A 19,913-nucleotide genomic window follows, 5' to 3' on the forward strand; every position below is an offset into this window, starting at 1 on the left:
ACTAAGGGTCCACACCGACAGTTTCTGATTGTCCTCGCTTCGCTCGGACGGGCTTTGTCACCAAAGCCGACCACGTCAGCCGGACCGCACCGCGAGGGGACGACACTGGGTGGACTAACTGGAACCCAGCGGGTCATTTAGACCTCGGCCAACTAATCTGGAGAGATGGCGCCGCGCGAAGTGGACGAGGCCGACGAGCCGGTGGACGAGCTCGCCGAGACCTCCGAGGTGGAGTGGGACGGCATCCCCGATGCCGTGCGGTCCCGCCTTGCCGAAATCGGCGCCGAAGCCATCAGCGGCCTCAACCGCGTGGACATCCCGCAGCAGCTCAGAGCGGTCGCCAAGTTCGCGCCAGCCAAGCGTGCCCGGCTGGGTGGCTCGCAGATCATGGCGGCGCTGCGTGACTCCAACAGCTTCCGCACGGCGGTGGTCGAGTGGTGCCGTGAGCATCGGCCCGCGGTGCTTGAGGTCAGCGGTGCCGAGCCTGTCGCAGCCGCGGCCGCGGCGGTGCTCCTCGGCGACGAGACGGCCGTGCACTACATCGAGCTCGTTTCGCGCCGTGCGGGCGACGCCGTGCTCAGAGCCGAACGAGATGCGGCGCTGACCAGGGCCGACCGCTTGGAGAACGAGCTCAAGCAGACCAGGGGAGAGCTCGAAGTCGCCCAGGGCGCCGCGGACCTGGTCCGCGCGGACGCCGAAATCGAGCTCGACCGGCTGCGAAAGCGTTTGCGCGAACAAGGCGTGAAGCTCCGCGAGGCCAAGGACGCGGCGGCAGCGGCCGCTGAGGAGATGGAACGCCTTCGTGTCGAAGTAGCGGCCCAGATCGCCGACCTCACGAGCCAGCGAGACCGCGAACGTGAGCGTGCCGAAGCCGAACGCAAGAAAGCCCGCCGCGCCGAAGCGGACGCCGAGGTCGCCCGCCAATCCGCCCGCGAAGCCCGGCAAGCCGACGAAGTCCGCCTCGCCCTGCTCGTGGACACATTGGACGGGGCGGTCACCGGGTTGAGGCGCGAACTGGCCCTCGGTGGTGGTGGCCCACGTCCCGCCGACCTCGTCCGTGGTGCCACGGCAGCCCAGGGCACCGTCGGCCGTGTCGAGGACCCGGCCGCGTTGGACCGTCTGCTCGCGTTGCCGTCCGTCCACCTCGTCGTGGACGGCTACAACGTCACGAAGACCGGCTATCCCGACTTGCCTCTGGCCGATCAACGCGAGCGCCTCACACACCAGCTGTCGGCCCTCGCGGCGCGGACGTCGGCTGAGGTCACGCTCGTGTTCGATGGTGCTGGCGTTGTCGCCGTGCCGTCGGCTGCACCTCGCGGGGTGCGCGTGCTGTTCAGTGACCCGGGTGTGCTCGCGGATGACGTCATCCGGGCATTGGTCGCCGCGGAGCCCGAGGGACGGCCGGTGGTTGTCGTGACCTCGGACCGTGCCGTGGCGGATTCAGTGCGGCGACGGGGTGCGCACCCAGTGCCGTCCGCCGTGTTGCTCTCGCGGCTCGGCAGAGTCTAGGAAGGCCATGACCGACTTCGAGCTGAGTGGATCGTTCGAAGGTGGAGCAGCACAGAACATCTACGGCTCGATGTCCCAACTCGGTGACGTCTCCGGGCCAGGGTGGGTCTCCGTCACACCACCGTTCGCCCGCGTCGAGCATGCGGTCCGCGGCCGCGACAAGATGCTTGACCAGTTGGAGAAGTTCACTGGGCTGGTTGTGCTGTCGGGCGCGGGAGGCTTCGGCAAGACGACCGTGGCCTTGGCACTGGCTGCTCGGATGAAGTCCGTGCGCAAGGTGTGGTGGGTTGATGCCACGACGTCGGACAACCTGGTGGCCGGTATGCGGGAAGTCGCGTTGTCCGCTGGCGCCCCGCGCGACGACGTGTCGGCCGCGTGGCGAGGTGAGATGTCGGCCCCAGACCTGTTGTGGCGCAAGCTGGACCAGTCCCCGCCATGGTTGCTCGTGATAGACAACGCCGACGAGCCGTCACTGTTGAAGGACTGGATCCGGGTACCTGAGCGTGGCCTGCTGCTGGTGACGAGCCGCGAGTCCCGCAACTCGGTGTGGGGACGCCGCGCACGTGTCGTCCCGGTCCCTGTGTTGTCCCAGATGGACGGTGGTGCTGTGCTGCATGAGCTCGCGCCCGAAGGCGGGACTCGCGCGGAGGCCGAGACTTTGGCTGCCCAGCTGGGTGGGTTGCCGCTGGCGCTGTTGGCTGCGGGCAATCTGCTGAAATTGACGCGTGACACCCCGGAATTACCGGGTGTGGACGAGCCCAAGACGTTCGTGGACCTGATGGACCAGATCGCCGCGGTGACGGTGGACGAACAGGTCGCACGCACCTGGGAATTGTCTCTGGATGCGCTGGAACGACGAGGTTTCGCTGTCGCTCGGCCCTTGTTGCGGCTGCTGTCCTTCATGGCGCCGCAGCTAGTGCCAACGATGATGCTTGACGCGGCGATCATGTCCCGCTTCGAGATGTTCAGTGAGGTGACGCCGCAGGATGTCGCGCAGGCGCTGAGGGAACTGATCGGCGTCGGGCTGGTGACGCATGAACCAGTGCAGAACATCGACTGTGTCACGATGCATCCGTTGGTAGGCGACGCGACCCGTCACCATGTCGACGCTGTGCAGGACGTTCTTGTCTTCAGCATGCTCTATCTGGAATTAGTCCGTGCCGGGATAATCTCGCTCGGCGTCCTTGCTTTGACACATCTGCCTCGAATGGTGCTGCTTCTTCGGCATTCCAATCAAGCATTGGATATTATAGGTCCGAATATTCAAGAGATTCTGGATATCCTGGTGTCTGCTGTTCGGTCGAATCCGACGGGCATTGTTGATGGCGAGCAGGTGGCAGATTCGCTGAGGTTGTTAAGCCAATACTTTGGGGAGCTTGGGCAGCTTCTGGACGGCCTGAGCGACAGGCTCTTCTTGCTTGACTCGGAAACCTTGGGCCCGGAGGACCCGGTCTACCTTTCAGGTAGTGGAGAGTTGTTGCTTGCTCCTGGTGCGGCGCAAGACGGGGAAGTTCGGCGGCGAGGATCGTATGAAAAAAAGTTGGCGCGACTGGATGCCGAAGAGCCGGTGACGCAGCGCACTCGATTCAATCGAGCCTTCCATCTGAAGAAATTGGGGCGGGTTGCCGAGGCGGAAACTGAGTACCGGGCAATTCTCGCGACGCAGGGCGACGACGTCAGCGAGTCTGCCGATCTTCAATCGAGTGCTCACCTCAGTCTGGCCTACATCCTCTTGGAGCGTGGTGACCGGACTGGAGCCGAGGCTGAACTACGAGCTGTGCTCGCAGAGGACACGTCCGTGCTGGACGCTCGATTTCCCGGACGGGTCCAACACGTTGAGCACGTCCTCGCCTGCTTGGCGTGGTTACGTGGCGATACAGCCGAAGCCGAGGCCGATTTTCGGAGGATCTTCGCGGATTGCTCCGCCAAGTTAGGCCCAGAGCACACGCACACGCAGCGTGCGCACCACTTCATGGCCTACGTGACCTGGCAGAGGGGCGACTTGACCACGGCCGAGACCGAGTTTCGGCGTCTGGTCGCGGATTGCAGGCGTGTTCTAGGGGAGCGCAACCCTAGGACGGTCGCGGCATCCAAAGGCTTGGCGGCAGTGGTCGAGGAGCGTCGGGCGGCGAGTAGCTCCGATCTATAAGTGGTCAGGTCGTGACCATCTCTACACCAATTTATAGGCCTCTAGCTGCTGTTTCACCCACCTGAAGGCTGGCATGTTGACGGGTTGAAAAGGTTTCCATACAGTCAGCTTCGGCTATACATCCGATCTTTAAGCGAGCTCAGTGTGGAGTGCGGATGGATATCTCTCGTCGAGGGCTGCTGGGTGGCGCGGTCGCGGGAACGATGCTCGGGGTCCTGCCCACGGCTCAGGCGCAGCAGCAGGGGATCGACTGGCCGCGGTTCCTTGGGGCTTGCGACATGGTGTGGCAGCGGGTGCCGCGTGCTTGGTACGAGGGACCGTTTCTGGGCAACGGGTTTCTGGCCGCTGCGGTCTACCGGGAGCCTGGGGCGAACGCAATCCGCATCACCGTCGACCACAGCCAAGTGCAGGACCACCGTCCGCAGTTCGGCAACGAGTGGGGCGTCGCGCGGCTGCCCGTCGGCAAACTCCTGCTCACGCCGAAGGGCACCATCACCGGCGTCGACATGCGTCTTGAGCTGTGGAACGCCGAGCTCACCGGAACCATCAAGACTGATCAGGGTGACGTCGGGATCCGGCTGTTCGTGCACGCGGAGACCGATCTGCTCTGCCTGGAAGTCCACGGCGACCACACTCTGGTCTTCGAACCGGCCGAGGCACTGAGTCCGAGAACCATCCGGGAACCACCGCCCGCGAACTTCCCCCGCAACCCGAAGCCGATCACCAAGACCGAGCGCGACATGACTGTCGTGGTGCAGCCAATGGTCGCGGGTGGACAGACGGCTACGGCGTACCGCAAGCGTGGCAACACGTTGCTGCTGTCGGTGAAACACACCTATCCCGGCGTTACCGCCGAAGACCAAGTCAAGGACATCGTCCGGTTCGCCAGGCCCGAGCGCCTGCTCCGGCAGGAACACCAGAGCTGGTGGCACGCCTTCTACCGGAAGAGCTTCCTGTCCATTCCGGACGAACTGCTGCAGAGCTTCTACTGGATCCAGCTCTACAAAATCGCTTCCGCCTCCCGGCACAGTGGCCCGATCATGGCGACGACCGGCCCGTGGATCGAGCCGACGCCATGGCCGTCGCTCTGGAACAACCTCAACGTCCAGCTCGAGTACTGGCTGGCGTACGGCTCCAACCACCTCGAACTCGACCCGATCCCGAGGACGATCAAAGCCACCCAGCGGATCCTGATCGACGCCCTGCGGCCGCAGTTCCGTGGCGACTCGATGGGTGTGCGACGCAGCACCGACGCCCAGTTCGACGACGCGGGGTTCGTCGGCGCGCCAGGATTCTCCTCACCGGACCCGGAGATCGGGAACCTGCCGTGGATCCTGCACAACGTGTGGCTGCACTACCGGCACAGCATGGATCCGGCGATCCTGGACATCCTGTTCCCGGCTTTGCGCCGGGCGATGAACTACTACCTGCACTTCCTGAGTAAAGGCATGGACGGCAGGCTGCACCTCGCGCCCACGTTCTCCCCGGAGTACGGCACCGCGCCGGACTGCAACTTCGACCTCGCGCTCATCCGGTGGAGCTGCCGGACGCTGCTGGAGATCAAGCCGGACGATCCGCTCGCGCCCAAGTGGCGTGAAGTGCTCAGCACACTCGTCGACTACCCGGTCGACGCCAACGGGTTCATGGTCGGCACCGGCGTGCCGTTCGCCAAGTCGCACCGGCACTACTCGCACATGCTCGCGGTGTACCCGTTGTATCTGGTCAGCGTCGAAACCGGGCAGCGGGCGCTGATCGAGAAGTCGCTCAAGCACTGGATCAGCTTCGAAGGCGCGCTCCGCGGCTACAGCTTCACCGGGGCGTCGTCGATCTCGGCGGGACTCGGCCACGGCGACGACGCGCTGAAGTACCTCAGGGAGTTCGTCGCCCGGTTCGCCCAAGCCAACACGATGTACTTCGAGGCCGGTCCGGTCATCGAGACGCCGCTGTCCGGTGCGCAGTCGGTGCACGACATGCTGTGCCAGAGCTGGGGCGGCGTGATCCGGATCTTCCCCGCTGTTCCCAGCACCTGGCGTGACGTGGCACTGCAGGACTTCCGGACCGAGGGCGCGTTCCTGGTCACGGCGTCAAGGAAGGACGGCAGGACCGAGTTCGTCAGGGTGCGTGGTCTCGCCGGCCAACCCCTCAAACTCAGGACGGACATCCCGGACCCAGAGGTCCACGGCGCGAGGAAGTGGCACCGGGAAGCCGACGGAACGCTGGTGATCGAGTTCGACCAGGAAGTCCTGATCCACCAGGCAGGCGCGCGGCCGGACCTGACCATCAAGCCCGTACCGATCAGCACACCGGCAAAGCCGTGGGGCCTGCCCGCGCTGCCGAACCAGCCAACGCTCACCGTGGACCTCGCAGCCGCACTGAACAACGACGGCTTCACCAACGAGTTCCAGATGAACGACGGGGACTTCGACGGTGCGGGCAACACCTACCCCGCGGCGCAGCTCCCGCAGACCGGCCACGCTGAGGACGACGGAATCCCGTTCGAATTCGTCAACGGCAACGAAGGCGCCCCGAACAACATCATCCCCGCCGGGCAGACCATTCAGCTCCCGCCTGGCAAGTACCCGACCATGCACTTGCTCGCGGCCAGCGACAATGGCAACACCAACACAAAGCTGACTGTCACCTACGCCGACGGGACCGCCCAGGTTCCGTTGCAGATCACCGACTGGCGGGCATCGCCCGCGTTCGGTGAGACGGAAGCCCTGCGGACCAGGCAAATGCACACCCGAACCGGACCGGCCGAGACCAGGCTTTCGATCTTCCACCAGAAAGTTCCGCTCGACCCGGCTCGCGAACTGCTCTCCGTCACCCTGCCCGCGGCCGCGAAACCCAGGCCGCACATCTTCGCGATCACCCTGCAGAAACCGTAGCGAACCTCCGCCGCACCCTGCCGAAGGAGGAAAAGTGACCGAAAACATCAATCGTGCCCCAATGAATCGACGCAGCGCATTGGCGCTCGGCGCGGGCGCTCTCGGCGCGCTCACCATGGGTACGGGCACCGCATCTGCCGCCGCATGGCAGCTCAGGTGGAGCCCGGACCCGGCCAGGGACGGCCTGAACGCCTTCGAGGGCCTGGAAGACGACCGGGCCAACTCGCACTCGGGCGTGAAGCACATCTATGTCGAGGGCGACCACTGGCGCTTCGACATGCACACCCGTGACCGCGACGGCTCGGACCGGCAGCGCAACGAGTGCAAAGGCATGCGCCAGAACGGCAGCATCCTGAAAATCAACAAGGACACCACCTGGCGGCTGTCGTACCAGGCGTTCTGGCCGAGCTCCTTGACCGCGACCACCCGGTTCACCCACATCATGCAGATGAAGGTGCAGGACGTCGGCGGTCCACTCTGGACGCTGACACCGCGGCAGAAGAGCAAGCCGACGCTGACCGTGCTGACGCTGAAGGACGACGACTCCAACACCGAGCACATCCTCGGCGACTACGCGCCGCTGCAGAACAAGTGGATCGACATCGAGTTCGAGTTCAAGGCGTCCAACAGCGGCGGCTACTTGGCGTGGAGCATCAAGGAAGGCTCGACCGTCAGGGCCAGCGGCCGCACGACCAATGTGGACCTGTGGCGGGACAAGAACTACCTGCGGCCCAAGTGGGGCATCTACCGCAGCATCGAGAGTTCCGGGCTGCAGAACACCTATCAGCTGATCCGCAACTACCGGGCCTACCAGCTCGTCTGAGAGGACACTGGTGAAAAGACTTGTAGCACTGGCGGTCGGGCTCGCCTTCGTCACGGTCCCGGCCGCCCCCGCCGCGCAGGCGCTGCCGGACAAGCTCGCACTCACCCCGCCGATGGGGTTCAACAACTGGAACGCCACCGGCTGCGCGATCGACGAGAAACTGATCAAGGACACCGCGGACATCTTCGTCACGCAAGGCCTGAAGGACGCGGGCTACCAGTACGTGAACATCGACGACTGCTGGGCGGCACCGCAACGCGACGCCAACGGAAGGCTGACACATCACCCCGAGCGATTCCCCAGTGGTATCAAGGCCATCGCCGACTACGTGCACTCGAAGGGCCTGAAGCTGGGCATCTACACCAGCGCGGGCACGCAGACGTGCGCGAAGACCATGCCGGGTGCCCTGGACCACGAGGAGGTCGACGCGCAGACGTTCGCCGACTGGGGCGTCGACTACCTGAAGTACGACAACTGCAACAACGAGAACCGGCCCGCGCTGGAGCGCTACACCAAGATGCGTGACGCGCTGAAGAAGACCGGCCGGGACATCGTGTACTCGATCTGCGAGTGGGGCCAGAACAAGCCGTGGGAATGGGGTGCCGACGTCGGGCACCTCTGGCGGACCACCGGCGACATCAACGACACCTGGCCGAAGGTCGTCGAGATCCTCAAGAAGAACGCGCCATTGGCGCAGTACGCCAAGCCGGGTGCGTGGAACGACCCGGACATGCTGGAAGTCGGCAACGGCGGCATGACCGAGACCGAGTACCGGTCGCACTTCAGCCTCTGGGCGATGATGGCCGCGCCGCTGTTGATCGGCGCCGACCTGCGCAAGATCTCCCCGGCGAACATGGACATCCTGCGGAACAAGGAGATCATAGCGCTGGATCAGGACCGCTTGGGTGTCCAGGCTCGCGTGATGTCCCAGGTGGACGGCAAATGGGTGTTCGTGAAGCCGTTGGCCAACGGTGACACCGCGGTCGCCTTGTTCAACGAGAACGACACCGCGGCCAAGGTAGGTACTTCGGCGTCGGCATTGGGACTTCCGAGGCGTCCCGGCTACACCGTACGGGACTTGTGGCAGCACAAGGACTTCCAGACTGCCGGTGAGATCTCCGCGATGGTTCCGGCGCACGGCACAGTCGTGTACCGGGTGTCGGGTAAGAACTGGTGGAACGCGCAGCCGCTGGTGAGTGCCGGCTTGGAGCTCGGTGCGAACGTCCCGGGCATTCCGGCGAGGATCACGCCGGTCGGCCGAGCCTTCGAAGCGACCGTCACGGCGACGAACCACGCGGTGGTTCCCGTGATCAACCCGCGTGTCCGTCTGACGGCGCCTCCCGGTTGGCGGGTGGAAGTCATTTCCAGGCAGCAGAAATGGGTACTGCGAACCGGCGAGTCGATATCCGGGCGATGGCGGATCTGGCCGGCGGCGACCGGTACTCCCGAGCTGACCAGCAGCGTGGCGTTCGGCGACGTCACCATGACGAGCAAGACCGAGTTGATCGTCCCGAGGGCGGTGCCACGTGGCACGTCCGCACTCGGTGACGTCCCGTCAGCTTGGGAAAGTGGTGGTTACGGGCCTGTCGAACGGGACATGTCCAACGGCGGCTGGCAACCCGGTGACGGGAAACCGTTGACGATCAACGGCAACGTGTACGCCAAGGGCCTGGGCGCGCACGCGCCGACCCAGATGGTGTTCTACCTCGACGGCAAATGCTCGGGCCTGACCTCGATCGTCGGCATCGACGACGACCGCAACGACGCCAACAAGGTCGGCTCCGCGTCATTCGAGATCTGGGCCGACGGTGCCAAGGTCGCCGACAGCGGTGTGCGGACATGGCGCGACGACCCGATCTCCATCTCCGCCGCGCTGGCCGGTGCGACCTATCTGCGGCTGGTGGTCACCGACGGCGGTGACACCTACAGCTACGACCGAGGCGACTGGGCCAACCCCACCCTCACCTGCTGAAACAAAACGGCTCCTCCCACCTACCTCTCGGCAGGTGGGAGGAGCCGTGCAGGGATATTCAGAAGGTTCGCAGCCAGACCGCGGTGTCCGCAGGCAACTGGTCGCCCCGCAGCGGCCCGCTGGCCAAGATGATCGATTCGTGCCGGGGCAGCGGTACCGGCTCGCTCGACAGGTTCACCATGCACGTGAACCCCGGGTCACGGGTGAACGCGATCACGTCTGCCAACGACATGACCCAGCTCATCTCGCCGTCACCCAACGCAGGCTCATCCCGGCGGATGCGCAAAGCCTTGCGGTACAACGACAGCATCGAGTCCGGATCGGCCGCTTGGGCGTCGGCGGTGTACCCGGCCCATTCCTGCGGCTGCGGCAACCATGACCCGCCCGTGCCGAAGGAGAAGGGTGGTTTCTTGTCGCCCCAAGGGATCGGCACCCGGCAGCCGTCACGACCCGGGTCGGCGTGCTTGGTCCGCTCGAACACGGGGTCCTGCCGCAACTCGTCCGGGATGTCCTCGATCTCCCACAGGCCCAGTTCTTCGCCCTGGTAGACGTACACGCCACCGGGCAAGGCCATGGTCAGCAACGCCGCCGCGCGGGCCCGCCTGGTCCCCAGATCACGGTCGACCGGGGTGCCGTGCCTGCGGTCGGCGAACTCGAACCCCGTGTCGCCGGACCGGCCGTAACGGGTTACGTGCCGGGTCACGTCGTGATTGGACAGCACCCACGTCGGCGGCGCGCCCACCAGCGAGTGGGAGTCCATACTGGACTGAATGACCTCGCGCAGCCGCTTGGCTTCCCACGGACAGGACAGGAAGTCGAAGTTGAAGGCCGAGTGCATCTCGTCCGGCCGCAGGTAGCGGGCGAACCGGATCGGGTCGGGCAGCCACATCTCGCCGACGAAGATCCGCTCACCGGGGTACGAGTCGGAGATCTTGCGCCAGGCGCGGTAGACCTCGTGCACACCGTCCATATCGGAGTACGGCAGCGGGCCGGTGGTCGCGCCGTGCACATCGGGCAGTGCCGGGTCTTTGATCAGCCCGTCGGCGACGTCGATCCGGAACCCGTCGATACCCCGGTCGAACCAGAACTTCAGGACGTCGAGGAACTCGGCGTGCACCTCGGGGTTGGTCCAGTTGAAGTCCGGCTGGCGGGAGCTGTAGAGGTGCAGGAACCACTCGCCATCAGCTACCCGGGTCCAGGCCGGTCCGCCGAACCGCGACTGCCAGTCGTTCGGCGGCAGCTCGCCGTTCTCGCCGCGGCCGGGGCGGAACCAGAACCGTTCCCGCTCGGGCGATCCCGGGCCGGCGGCCAGTGCGGCCTTGAACCACGGGTGCTCGTCGGAGGCGTGGTTGGGCACGATGTCGATGATGATCCGGATGCCGAGCGCGTGTGCCTCGGCGATCAGCAGTTCGGCTTCCTCGAGTGTGCCGAACGTCGGCTCGATGTCCCGGAAGTCGGAGACGTCGTAACCGCCGTCGTCCATCGGGGACGGATACCATGGGCAGAACCAGATCGCGTCGATTCCCAAGTCCGCCAGGTAAGGCAGGCGTGCGCGGACACCGGCGAGGTCACCGATCCCGTCGCCGTTGCCGTCGGCGAAACTACGGATGTACACCTGGTAGATCGCCGCGTCACGCCACCAAGCCGTTGGCGTGTCCGGAGATATCTCATTCGTAACGGACACGGTTGGGTTCCTCCCTGTGAGTTACGAGTGGTTACGACCACCGGGCTCAGCCCTTGACGCTGCCGGCGGTCAGGCCGGCCAGGATGTGACGTTGGAAGAACAGGAACAGCAGCACCATCGGGACGCTGGCCAGCACGAGACCGGCGAGCAGGATGTTGAGCGGCATGTCGATCTCCATCCGCTGCAGCGCCACCGACAACGTCTGCTTGGTCGGGTCGGGGAACACCAGCAGAGGCCAGATGAAGTCCTTCCATGCGGCCACGATGGCCAGGATCGACACCACGGCGAGGATCGGCTTGGAGATCGGCAGCACGATCCGCCAGAGGATGCGGATCTGGCCCGCGCCGTCCAGCACCGCCGCTTCGAGCAGCTCACCGGGGATCTGGTCGAAGAACCGTTTCAACAGGTAGATGTTGAACGCGTTCGCCGCTGCAGGGAACCAGATCGCGGTGGGCGAGTTGATCAGGTTGACGCCGAAGATCGGCAGATCGGTGATGGTGACGTACGTCGGCACCAGCAACGCGGACGCGGGCACCATCAGCGTGGCCAGCATCAGGGCGAGGATCTTGTTGCCCAGCACCGGACGCAGCTTCGACAACGCGTACGCGGCCGGTACGTCGACGGCCAGCTGGATCAGCCAAGCGCCGAGCGCGACGAGCACGGTGTTGCCGAAGTAGGTGAGCAGGTTCAGCCGTTCCCACGACTCGCCCCATACCTCGGGATGCCACTGGGTGGGGATCACCGTCGGTGGCGTGCGGGCGAGTTCGGTGGGATCCTTCATCGCGCCCGTGATCGCCCAGTACATGGGAAAGATGAACGCCAGCAGGAACAGCAGCATGACGGCGGTGAACACCGTCCAGTAGATGGCTTTGCCGCGGCCGCTGCGCAGCTGGGTCGGCGAGACCAAGGTACGCATCAGTCCTCGCTCCTTGTCCTCGTCAGCCGCAGATAGAAGCCGGAGAAGATGGCCAAGGCGATGAGCAGCAACAAGCTCATGGCACTGGCCGAGCCGAAGTCGTTGTACGTGAACGCATACCGGTACAACAACAGCAGCACGGTGACCGTGGACTCCTCTGGGCCGCCGCCGGTCATCACGTACGGCTCGGTGAAGACCTGCATCGTGGCCACGATCTGCAGCAGCAACAACACCAGCAGTACGAACTTGGTCTGCGGGATGGTCACGTGCCACAGCCGTTTGAACAGTCCGGCACCGTCCAGTTCGGCCGATTCGTAGAGCTCACCCGGAATCGTCTGCAACGCGGCCAAGTAGATCAACGTCGTCGAGCCCATGTTGGCCCATGTGGACACGATGACCAACGAAACCATTGCCGTGCTTGACGAGTCCAGCCACGCGCCGCCGGGCAAGCCGACCGCGCCGAGCGCCGCGTTGGCCAGACCCGGGCCCGGGTTGTAGATCCACTTCCACAGCATCGCCACGACCACCGGCGGCAACATCACCGGCAGGTACACCGCGACCCGGAAGAAAGCCTTGGCGTGCCGCAACTCGTTGAGCAGGACCGCGGTCACGAACGGCACCGCGAACCCCAGCACCAACGCGATCACGGTGAACTCCAACGTGTTCAGCCACGCGGTGGCGAACAGCGGGTCGGCGAACAACCGCTCGAAGTTGTCGAACCCCACCCACTTGGGCGGATCGACGAAGTTGACCTCCTGGAAGGACAACAGGATCCCGCGCACGATCGGGTACCAGGAGAACAACGCGAAGACCACCAGCGCGGCGGCCAGCAACCCGTACGCGGTCAGGTTGTCGTTGACCTTGCGCCGCAGCCTGGAAACCGTTTTGCCGGCGGGCGGGACCTCGGCAGGCCAGGCGATCTGGCCTGCCGGGGCCGGTGCCTCACTTGACTTGAGCGAGGGCACTGTTGACCTTGGCTTCCGCGTCGGACAGCAGCTGGTCGATGTTGGCGTCCTTGTTGGTCAGCACACCCTGCATCACGTTGTCCAGCACGGCGTAGACCTGCTGGGCGTTCGGTGGCTCCAGGTTGCCCTTGAGCCTGGTGTTGCCCTCGAGGTACGCCGCGAAGTTCTTCTCGGGCACGTTGGCGTACTTGGTCTTCAGCTCGGCCTGCTTGGCCCTGGTGTCACCGGTGTAGATGTCCGGGGTGGGGATCGCGGGCAGGCCGATCGGCTGCTGCTCAGCCAGGTACTGGTTGATCCGCTGCTCGATCCGGTTCGGGTCGAGGTACTTCCAGTCGATCCACTTCAGACCGGCCTTGATCTTCTCCGGCGACGCCTTGGGGTTGATCATGTATCCCTCGCCGCCGAGCAGCGTTCCGGAACCAGGCAGCGCGGCGACGCCGTAGTCGTCGTACTTGCCCTTGAACTCCTTGACCAGCACTGGGACGTTGTCGGGCGCACCCAGGTACATACCCAGCTGGCCCGCTCCCATCAGCCGCTGGACGTCGGTGGCCTCAAGCAGTTGCTTCTCGCCCATCGAGTTGTCGGTCCAGCGCATGTCCTTCAACAGCTGCAAGGCCTGCTTGACCTTGGCGTTGTTGAAGTCGGCCGTCCACTTCTCGCCTTCCTGCCTGGCGATCTGGCTGCCCATGGCGTACGCCCAGGTCACCAGGTGCCAACCGCCCTGGTTGTTCTTGCTCAGGTCGGCGAAGCCGATGGTTCCGTTGCCCAGCGCGGAGATCTTCTTGGCCGCGTCACGCACCTGGTCCCACGATGTCGGCGGCTTGTCCGGGTCGAGGCCCGCCTTGGTGAACAGCGTGCGGTTGTAGAGCAGGCCCATCGAGTAGTTGGCGGTCGGCAGGCCGTAGATCTTGCCGCCGCGGTCCTTGAAGATGTCCAGCAGCGCGGGTTGCAGCTGCTTGACCACCGCCATGTCCTTGATGTGCTCGGTGATGTCCGCGGCCTGCCTGCGGGCGATGATGTTGGCCGGGTCGGTGAAGTAGACGTAGTAGACGTCCTCGAGCTGGCCACCGGCCAGTTTGGCCGAGAAGGTCTTGGGGTCCATGAACCCCTCGTGCGGCACGATGTCGATGTCCGGGTTGAGCTTTTCGAACTCCGCCACGTCCGCGTCGAAGATCTTGCGTTCGATCGCCTGGCTGCTCGGCGGTTGCCCGGTGACGGTGATGGCGACCTTGCCACCGGGTGCCGGCTGATTCGATGACTCGCTCCCGCAGGCCGACAGGCCTAACGCCGTGACGGCGACTAAGAGTGTCGTCCTGCGGGTGAGGGTTCTCTGCATGGCAAGCGCCCCATCTCAGCTATCCAACGACGCTGTGTGATGGCGCTCACCCTAAGAGAAGCGAACGCGAGAGCGCAATATGTCGATGAGACTTCGCAAGTAACGAACAGCTCACCGTGTGCTGGGTGCAGTCGACCCCCTGACGACGAGTTCCGGCTCGAACAGCAGCTCTTCATCGGTCACCGAAGCCCCGTTGATCTGCATAGTCAGCAGTTCGACCGCGGCGCGGCCCATGGCTTCGATCGGCTGGCGGATGGTGGTCAACGGCGGGTCGACACAGTTCATGAACGCGGAATCGTCGTACCCGATCACTGAAACATCTTGCGGGACCGACAGCCCTTGACGGCGTACCGCGCGGATCGCGCCGAGCGCCTGCGGGTCACTGGCGCAGACGATGCCGGTGATCCCACGTTTGACCAGGCGAGCGGCCGCGGCCTGGCCGCCTTCCAGCGAGTACATCGCGTGCTCGAACCAGTCCGGTTCCACGTCGATGTTCGCCGCCTTCGCGGCGGCCTCGAACGCGTGCTGTTTGCGGCGGGAAGGCACGTGGTCATCCGGCCCGAGAACCATGCCGACCTTGGTGTGCCCCAGCGACACCAGGTGCGTCAGCGCCTGCTCGGCGGCGACCGCGTCATCACACGAGACCGTGGGGAAACTCAGATCCTCGATGGCCGCGTTGATCAGCACGGTCGGCAGGTTGCGCTCGGTCAGCCTGGCGTAGTGCTCATGCGCGGCGTCCGCTTGCGCGTAGTTGCCGCCGGCGAACACAACGCCGGAGACGTGCTGCTGCAACAGCAACTCTATGTAGTCGGCCTCGGTGACGCCGCCCGCGGTACGGGTGCACAGCACGGGCGTGAAACCCTGCTGTGCCAACCCGTTGCCGATGATCTCCCCGAACGCCGGGAAGATCGGGTTCTGCAGCTCAGGCAGGACTAGTCCGACCAGTCGAGCCCGTTCGCCCCGCAGCTGGGTCGGTCGCTCGTACCCCAGTACATCCAGTGCTGTCAGCACCGCGGTACGGGTACTCTCCGAAACACCCGGCTTCCCGTTGAGCACCCGGCTCACGGTCGCCTCACTCACCCCGACCTTGCGGGCGACTTCGGCAAGTCTTCGCGTCATGTCCGCAACTATAAGACAATCCTTGCAGTCCGCTTGCGGCCATTTGCAGTCAGCGTCATGACCGGGCCACCGCGCGCAGCTCTTCGCGGGTCTCCGGCAGACCGGCCTTGCGCAGCCAGATCAGCGGGTTCGCGATCTGCCCCCAGTTGCGGTCGTGCTCGGCGATCGCCGACACGAACTGCCGTTGAACCGGCGTCAACTTGCCATCGAACGGGGCCGGGAACGCCTTCGCCAGCAGCGGGCCCCAGTCGCTGTCGACGGTGTAACCGCTGCCGAGCGGGACGACAGCCAGTGCGGCGGGCAGTAGCTCCTCGAAGGTCTCGGTCCGGTCGATCGCCGCGCTGATCAGCGTGAACCGGAACCAGCCGTCGAACTGCGGCAACGGTTCGGGAAACCAGCCGTCCGCGGTCGCCGGGTCTTGCAACGCGTCCAGGATCAGCCGCGTGGCCTCTTTGTTGTCCGTGCACGTCAGCGCGGCGCACACGGCAACGGCCGGGTCGGCGTCTTCCAGCAGGGCTGAGGTGTCCGCGCCGATGGCGCCGAGACCGAACACGGCGGCGGCACGTTCTCGCCGGTCGGTGCTGCTGGCGAGGATGCGCTCGAACAGCCGCGCGTCGGCCAGGTCGGGCAGGGCGGTGACGACGCTGAGCGCGGCTTCCCGGACCGTCAGGTCGGGATCGTCGACGTAGGGCAGTGCGGCGGTGTAGATCTCCGGCAGCACCGCACGGCACGCCTGCACGTCCGGATCGTCCGCGTCCTGATAGGTGGCCGACTCGGCGAAGTTGGCCAGCCACTCGAGCAGCGCGGCACGCAGCGGCCGCTCCCGGTCGTCCCACGGGTAGGCGCTTTCGCTGGCCGCGAGGGTGGCCTTGGCAGGCAGGATCGCCGCGATGTAGCGCGCGGCCGGCGCGGTCGAGCTGTAGATCGACCCTTGGTGCAGCACGGACATCTCGATCTGGCTGAGTGCGTACGCCTGCTTTTCCGGATCGTCGTCCAGCAGTTGGGCCAGCAGACCGGGCGTGTCACCGGCGGGTCCGTACGCGTGCTGGAGACTGTCCCAGTCGGGCTCTTCGAGCAATTGGTCGGGTTTCACGCGCGTCATCCAATCGTGTGTCACCAGATCGTGTCGTTACGGAGTACGGATTCGCCCGTTGTGCCTGGTGTGCGGGTTGGTGCGGCGCTGCTGTCGGTGATCGTCATGCTCGGCGCGCAGCCGCCGGAGGAGGCAGGCGTGGCGCCGGGCGCGGCCGTGCCAGACTCCCGGCCCGGTGAGGCGTTCGCCTATCCAGTCGTCGCGCAGCTGCAACGGACCGCCACCGACGTGCAGCGTGAGCTCGGCACGCTCGCCAACGACATTCATCTGGCCGAACAGGCGGTGCGCGAGTCCTCAGCCGCGCTGGACCAGGCGCGTTCCGCGCGCGAAGCGGCCAACGCGGCTGTCCGGGCACGTCAGGCGGACGTCGACCGGTACGCCTCGGCCATCCTGAGCTCGTTCGGCCGCCCCAACCAGTTCCAGGTGCTGTTGCTGGCCCGCTCGCCGGACGACTTCCTCGACGGCTCCAGCCTGATGGCCCGCGTGCAGGAGGCGGAGGCCGAGGAGCTCACCGGCGCGGTGCAACGCCATCAGGCGGCCGTACGCGCGGAGGAAGCGGCATCGAACGCCGCCAAGGCCGCCGCTGACCGTAAGGCGGATCTGGACCGCCGCAACGGTGACGCCACCAACCGCGCGGCGGCGATCACCGGTGAGTTCCGGAGCAAACTGGCTCAGACCAACTCCACAGTCGTGGCCATGCAGCAGGCGCAGCGCACGCGCAACGACCAAACGGCCGCCAATTGGCGTGCTTACCTCGACAAGCTCGCCGCCTCGGGCATCCGCCCGGGGCCGGCGCCGACCGAAGCGACGCTGCAGTCGGGCGAGCGCTTGGTCGTATGGCCGGAGGCGACCATCCGCGCGGTGACCACTGCCGTCGGGGCCCTCGGCAAGCCATACGCGCCGCAAGGCGACGGTCCCGACGCGTATTCGTGCGACGGGCTCACACGCGCCGCCTACGGCTTGAAGGGGTCAGCGGCCGAGCAGATGGCTGTGCTGCAGCCCGTCAACGACCCGCAACCGGGCGATCTCGTGTTCATCGGGCCGGAACGGTATGGCGTGCAGAACGTCGGTGTCGTGCTGGACCCGCGCACGATGATCAGTGCGGACGCACGGCTCGTCGGTGTTGTCGTCACCGACATACCTACGGCGGTTCTCGGGTACGCGCGACCGTCATTGCCTTTGCGGCCCGCGCAACCGGTGCCGCAACGTACGGATTCCGGCTTGGTGTGGCGGTGCGGGGGAGTGGATCTGCCCTCGGGTGGGTGGAGCGGCTACCCCAATGGGCTCATCCCGGCTTCCGCGCTGTGTCCTATAGGGATAGGTGACCACCGGTTGCGGTGCGATGCTGCGTTTTCCTTCCAAGGGTTGGCCGCCGCGTTCGGTTCGGCCTTCGGGCGGCCTATGTGCGTGACTGACTCGTATCGCACGTTCGAGGAACAGGTCCGGTTGTACGGCGTGAAGCCCGCTCTGGCCGCTGTGCCTGGTACGAGCAACCACGGCTGGGGCCTCGCGCTGGATCTCTGCGGTGGCGCGCAGTCGTTCGGGACCGCGGAGTACGCCTGGATGCGTGCCAACGCGGGCCGCTTCGGTTGGCAAAATCCGTCATGGGCATTGCCGGGACGCGGCCGTGAGGAACCGTGGCACTGGGAGTACGGAATTTGACGGTCTTTCGGCCCAAATGTGGCCTGTGACCTGCGCGAACGATAGCCCGTCCAAAACTGTCGGACCTGACCGCTAAGGTGACCTCAATCGATCGAACATACGATCGAACGACTGGCTTGGGAGCTGGACATGGTCGTCGACTGCGACAGCTGTGAAGTGCGCGGGAAGGCTTGCCAGGAGTGTGTCGTCAGCGTCTTGCTCGGCCCGCCGAGCACGGTCGACCTCGACTCGTCCGAACAGCGGGCGATCGATGTGCTCGCCAGCGCTGGAATGGTTCCCAAACTGAGGCTGATTCCCATTACCCCGGTGAACACACCCGAGGTCGCCTGATCAGGCGCCGAACGGTACCGATTGGGCGACGAGCGGCAACAGACCGTGGTGACCTGGGTGTTGTTGTGATCACACCGGGCATCCGGCCCTGCTCCATTGGGGTTTCGGCGATTACTGAGGAAGATTTTGCGTTGACTGGCTGGACGGGTGCCGCGTTCCTTCGTAACCTGTCCGAGATCTCGCGGCCCCCGATCACCCACCAAAGGGTGATGACGTGAGATCGCCGCCGAGTCAGCACCCCAGGCAAGTCGGGGCTGGGAGCTGAACCGGAACACCCCACCGGTTGGGAGAACGTGCCGGCGCTTGGAGTGCGTGTCCACTCGCTTGCTGGCCCGCTCTTTGGGTACCCCCGTGCCCATTGAGCCTGGGTTCCCTTCCCTCGGCGGTAGGAGAGACGAAGGAGACACGCGCGACGTGGCGTCGCAACGACTCAAGCGCGGCATGCGTGGAGCATTGACAGCGTCCGCCATCATCGCGATGGTCAGCACCTCCCCAGCTCCGGCAATCGCGCAACCCCCCGCGGGCAACACCGAATCGGACGCGCTCAAGAGGTACAACGACCTCAACAAGCAGGCCGAGGTCGTCAACGAGGAACTGAACAAGGCCAAGGACGACAAGGACGCCAAGCAGGCGGAGTTGGACAAGGCCACGGCTGACCTCACCGCGGCCACTCAGGCCAAGGACGCGGCGGCGGCCACGGAGGAGCAGTTCCGCGGCCAGGTGGAGAACTTGAGCTCCGCTTCGTTCCGTGGTGCTCGTTTCAACAAGCTGTCCGCTCTGCTCACCGGCACCTCCGCGCAGGACTTCCTCGACAGGTCCTCCGCGCTGAACGTGCTGGCGACCGACAACAACAAGGCTCTGAGCGAGCTGCACAAGGCGGTCACCACCGCCGCGGACTCGGCCACGAAGGCCGCGGACGCGCAGAAGCGGGCCACTGAGGCCCGTGACGCGGCAGCCAAGCTGCAGGCCGACATCGAAGCCCGCAGCAAGGACCTGCAGAAGCAGATCAACGAGGTCAAGTCCGCCGCGAACAGGCTGTCCGCAGCGGACAAGGCCACGCTCAAGGGCACCGAGGACACCGGCGTCTACATCGGCGGTCCTGGTGCCGCTGGTGCAGCTGTGAACGCCGCGCTGAGCCGTCGTGGCGACCCCTACGTCTGGGGCGGTGCGGCTCCGGGTGGCTTCGACTGCTCGGGCCTGACCTCGTGGGCCTACAAGCAGGCCGGCCTCACCATCCCGCGTTCCAGCCGCGCTCAGTTCGGGGTCGGCAAGTCCGTCCCGCTGAACGCGCTGCAGGCGGGTGACCTGGTGTTCTACGGCAGCAGTGCCGGCTCGATCCACCACGTCGCCATGTCACTGGGCGGCGACAAGATCGTGCACGCCTCGACGTACGGCAAGCCGGTCGCGGTGACCACCGTTCGCGGTGGTGGCTCCGACGTGTTCGCCGCCAAGCGGATCGTCGGCTGA

General features: G+C 65.5%; 14 protein-coding genes. 8 read left to right on the top strand and 6 right to left on the bottom strand.

Features of this window, described 5'->3' with window-relative positions; genetic code table 11:
• Positions 1–165: 165 nt before the first annotated feature.
• The 5 genes from B9C43_RS38595 to B9C43_RS38615 all read left to right on the top strand — a co-directional run bounded on the left by B9C43_RS38595 (position 166) and on the right by B9C43_RS38615 (position 9,341).
• A complete protein-coding gene (locus tag B9C43_RS38595) occupies positions 166–1,509 on the top strand; it encodes an NYN domain-containing protein (protein ID WP_084432109.1) in 1,344 nt (447 codons plus the stop codon).
• A gap of 7 nt (positions 1,510–1,516) precedes the next feature.
• The gene (locus tag B9C43_RS38600; RefSeq protein WP_084432113.1) at positions 1,517–3,658 is read left to right on the top strand and encodes a tetratricopeptide repeat protein; all 2,142 of its coding nucleotides are present in this window, start codon (positions 1,517–1,519) and stop codon (positions 3,656–3,658) included.
• Between the two features lie 155 nt (positions 3,659–3,813).
• The gene (locus B9C43_RS38605; protein WP_084432115.1) at positions 3,814–6,546 is read left to right on the top strand and encodes a glycosyl hydrolase family 95 catalytic domain-containing protein; all 2,733 of its coding nucleotides are present in this window, start codon (positions 3,814–3,816) and stop codon (positions 6,544–6,546) included.
• A gap of 61 nt (positions 6,547–6,607) precedes the next feature.
• The gene (locus B9C43_RS38610) at positions 6,608–7,369 is read left to right on the top strand and encodes a hypothetical protein (RefSeq protein WP_033390209.1); all 762 of its coding nucleotides are present in this window, start codon (positions 6,608–6,610) and stop codon (positions 7,367–7,369) included.
• 10 nt (positions 7,370–7,379) lie between these two features.
• Positions 7,380–9,341 (top strand): NPCBM/NEW2 domain-containing protein, encoded by a 1,962-nt coding sequence (locus B9C43_RS38615; RefSeq protein ID WP_033390210.1) that lies wholly within the window; start codon positions 7,380–7,382, stop codon positions 9,339–9,341.
• A gap of 58 nt (positions 9,342–9,399) precedes the next feature.
• On the opposite strand, the gene B9C43_RS38620 is transcribed toward B9C43_RS38615, so the two are convergent.
• The 6 genes from B9C43_RS38620 to B9C43_RS38645 all read right to left on the bottom strand — a co-directional run bounded on the left by B9C43_RS38620 (position 9,400) and on the right by B9C43_RS38645 (position 16,463).
• Positions 9,400–11,025 (bottom strand): glycoside hydrolase family 13 protein, encoded by a 1,626-nt coding sequence (locus tag B9C43_RS38620; protein ID WP_235039092.1) that lies wholly within the window; start codon positions 11,023–11,025, stop codon positions 9,400–9,402.
• 46 nt (positions 11,026–11,071) lie between these two features.
• Entirely contained in the window at positions 11,072–11,941 is an 870-nt protein-coding gene (locus B9C43_RS38625; protein ID WP_084432118.1) for a carbohydrate ABC transporter permease, read from the bottom strand.
• On the bottom strand, positions 11,941–12,906 hold the full coding sequence (locus B9C43_RS38630) for a carbohydrate ABC transporter permease (protein ID WP_084432121.1): 966 nt from the start codon (positions 12,904–12,906) through the stop codon (positions 11,941–11,943). Before B9C43_RS38630 ends, B9C43_RS38625 begins: the two co-directional genes overlap by 1 nt.
• Entirely contained in the window at positions 12,884–14,242 is a 1,359-nt protein-coding gene (locus tag B9C43_RS38635) for an ABC transporter substrate-binding protein (protein WP_084432124.1), read from the bottom strand. The genes B9C43_RS38630 and B9C43_RS38635 overlap by 23 nt, the downstream gene beginning before the upstream one ends.
• A gap of 111 nt (positions 14,243–14,353) precedes the next feature.
• The gene (locus tag B9C43_RS38640) at positions 14,354–15,361 is read right to left on the bottom strand and encodes a LacI family DNA-binding transcriptional regulator (RefSeq protein WP_033390214.1); all 1,008 of its coding nucleotides are present in this window, start codon (positions 15,359–15,361) and stop codon (positions 14,354–14,356) included.
• A gap of 55 nt (positions 15,362–15,416) precedes the next feature.
• Entirely contained in the window at positions 15,417–16,463 is a 1,047-nt protein-coding gene (locus B9C43_RS38645) for a HEAT repeat domain-containing protein (RefSeq protein ID WP_084432127.1), read from the bottom strand.
• Positions 16,464–16,523: 60 nt separating this feature from the next.
• On the opposite strand from B9C43_RS38645, the gene B9C43_RS38650 reads away from it, so the two are divergent.
• From B9C43_RS38650 to B9C43_RS38660, 3 genes are all read left to right on the top strand, one after another.
• Positions 16,524–18,116: a D-alanyl-D-alanine carboxypeptidase family protein gene (locus B9C43_RS38650; protein WP_235039093.1), complete on the top strand. Its 1,593-nt coding sequence runs from the start codon at positions 16,524–16,526 to the stop codon at positions 18,114–18,116.
• A 129-nt stretch (positions 18,117–18,245) separates the two neighbouring features.
• A complete protein-coding gene (locus B9C43_RS38655) occupies positions 18,246–18,446 on the top strand; it encodes a hypothetical protein (RefSeq protein WP_051793850.1) in 201 nt (66 codons plus the stop codon).
• Between the two features lie 414 nt (positions 18,447–18,860).
• Positions 18,861–19,913 (top strand): NlpC/P60 family protein, encoded by a 1,053-nt coding sequence (locus B9C43_RS38660; protein ID WP_033390218.1) that lies wholly within the window; start codon positions 18,861–18,863, stop codon positions 19,911–19,913.

Origin of the sequence: Kibdelosporangium aridum, assembly GCF_900176515.1 — a bacterium.
Classification (GTDB): domain Bacteria; phylum Actinomycetota; class Actinomycetes; order Mycobacteriales; family Pseudonocardiaceae; genus Kibdelosporangium; species Kibdelosporangium aridum.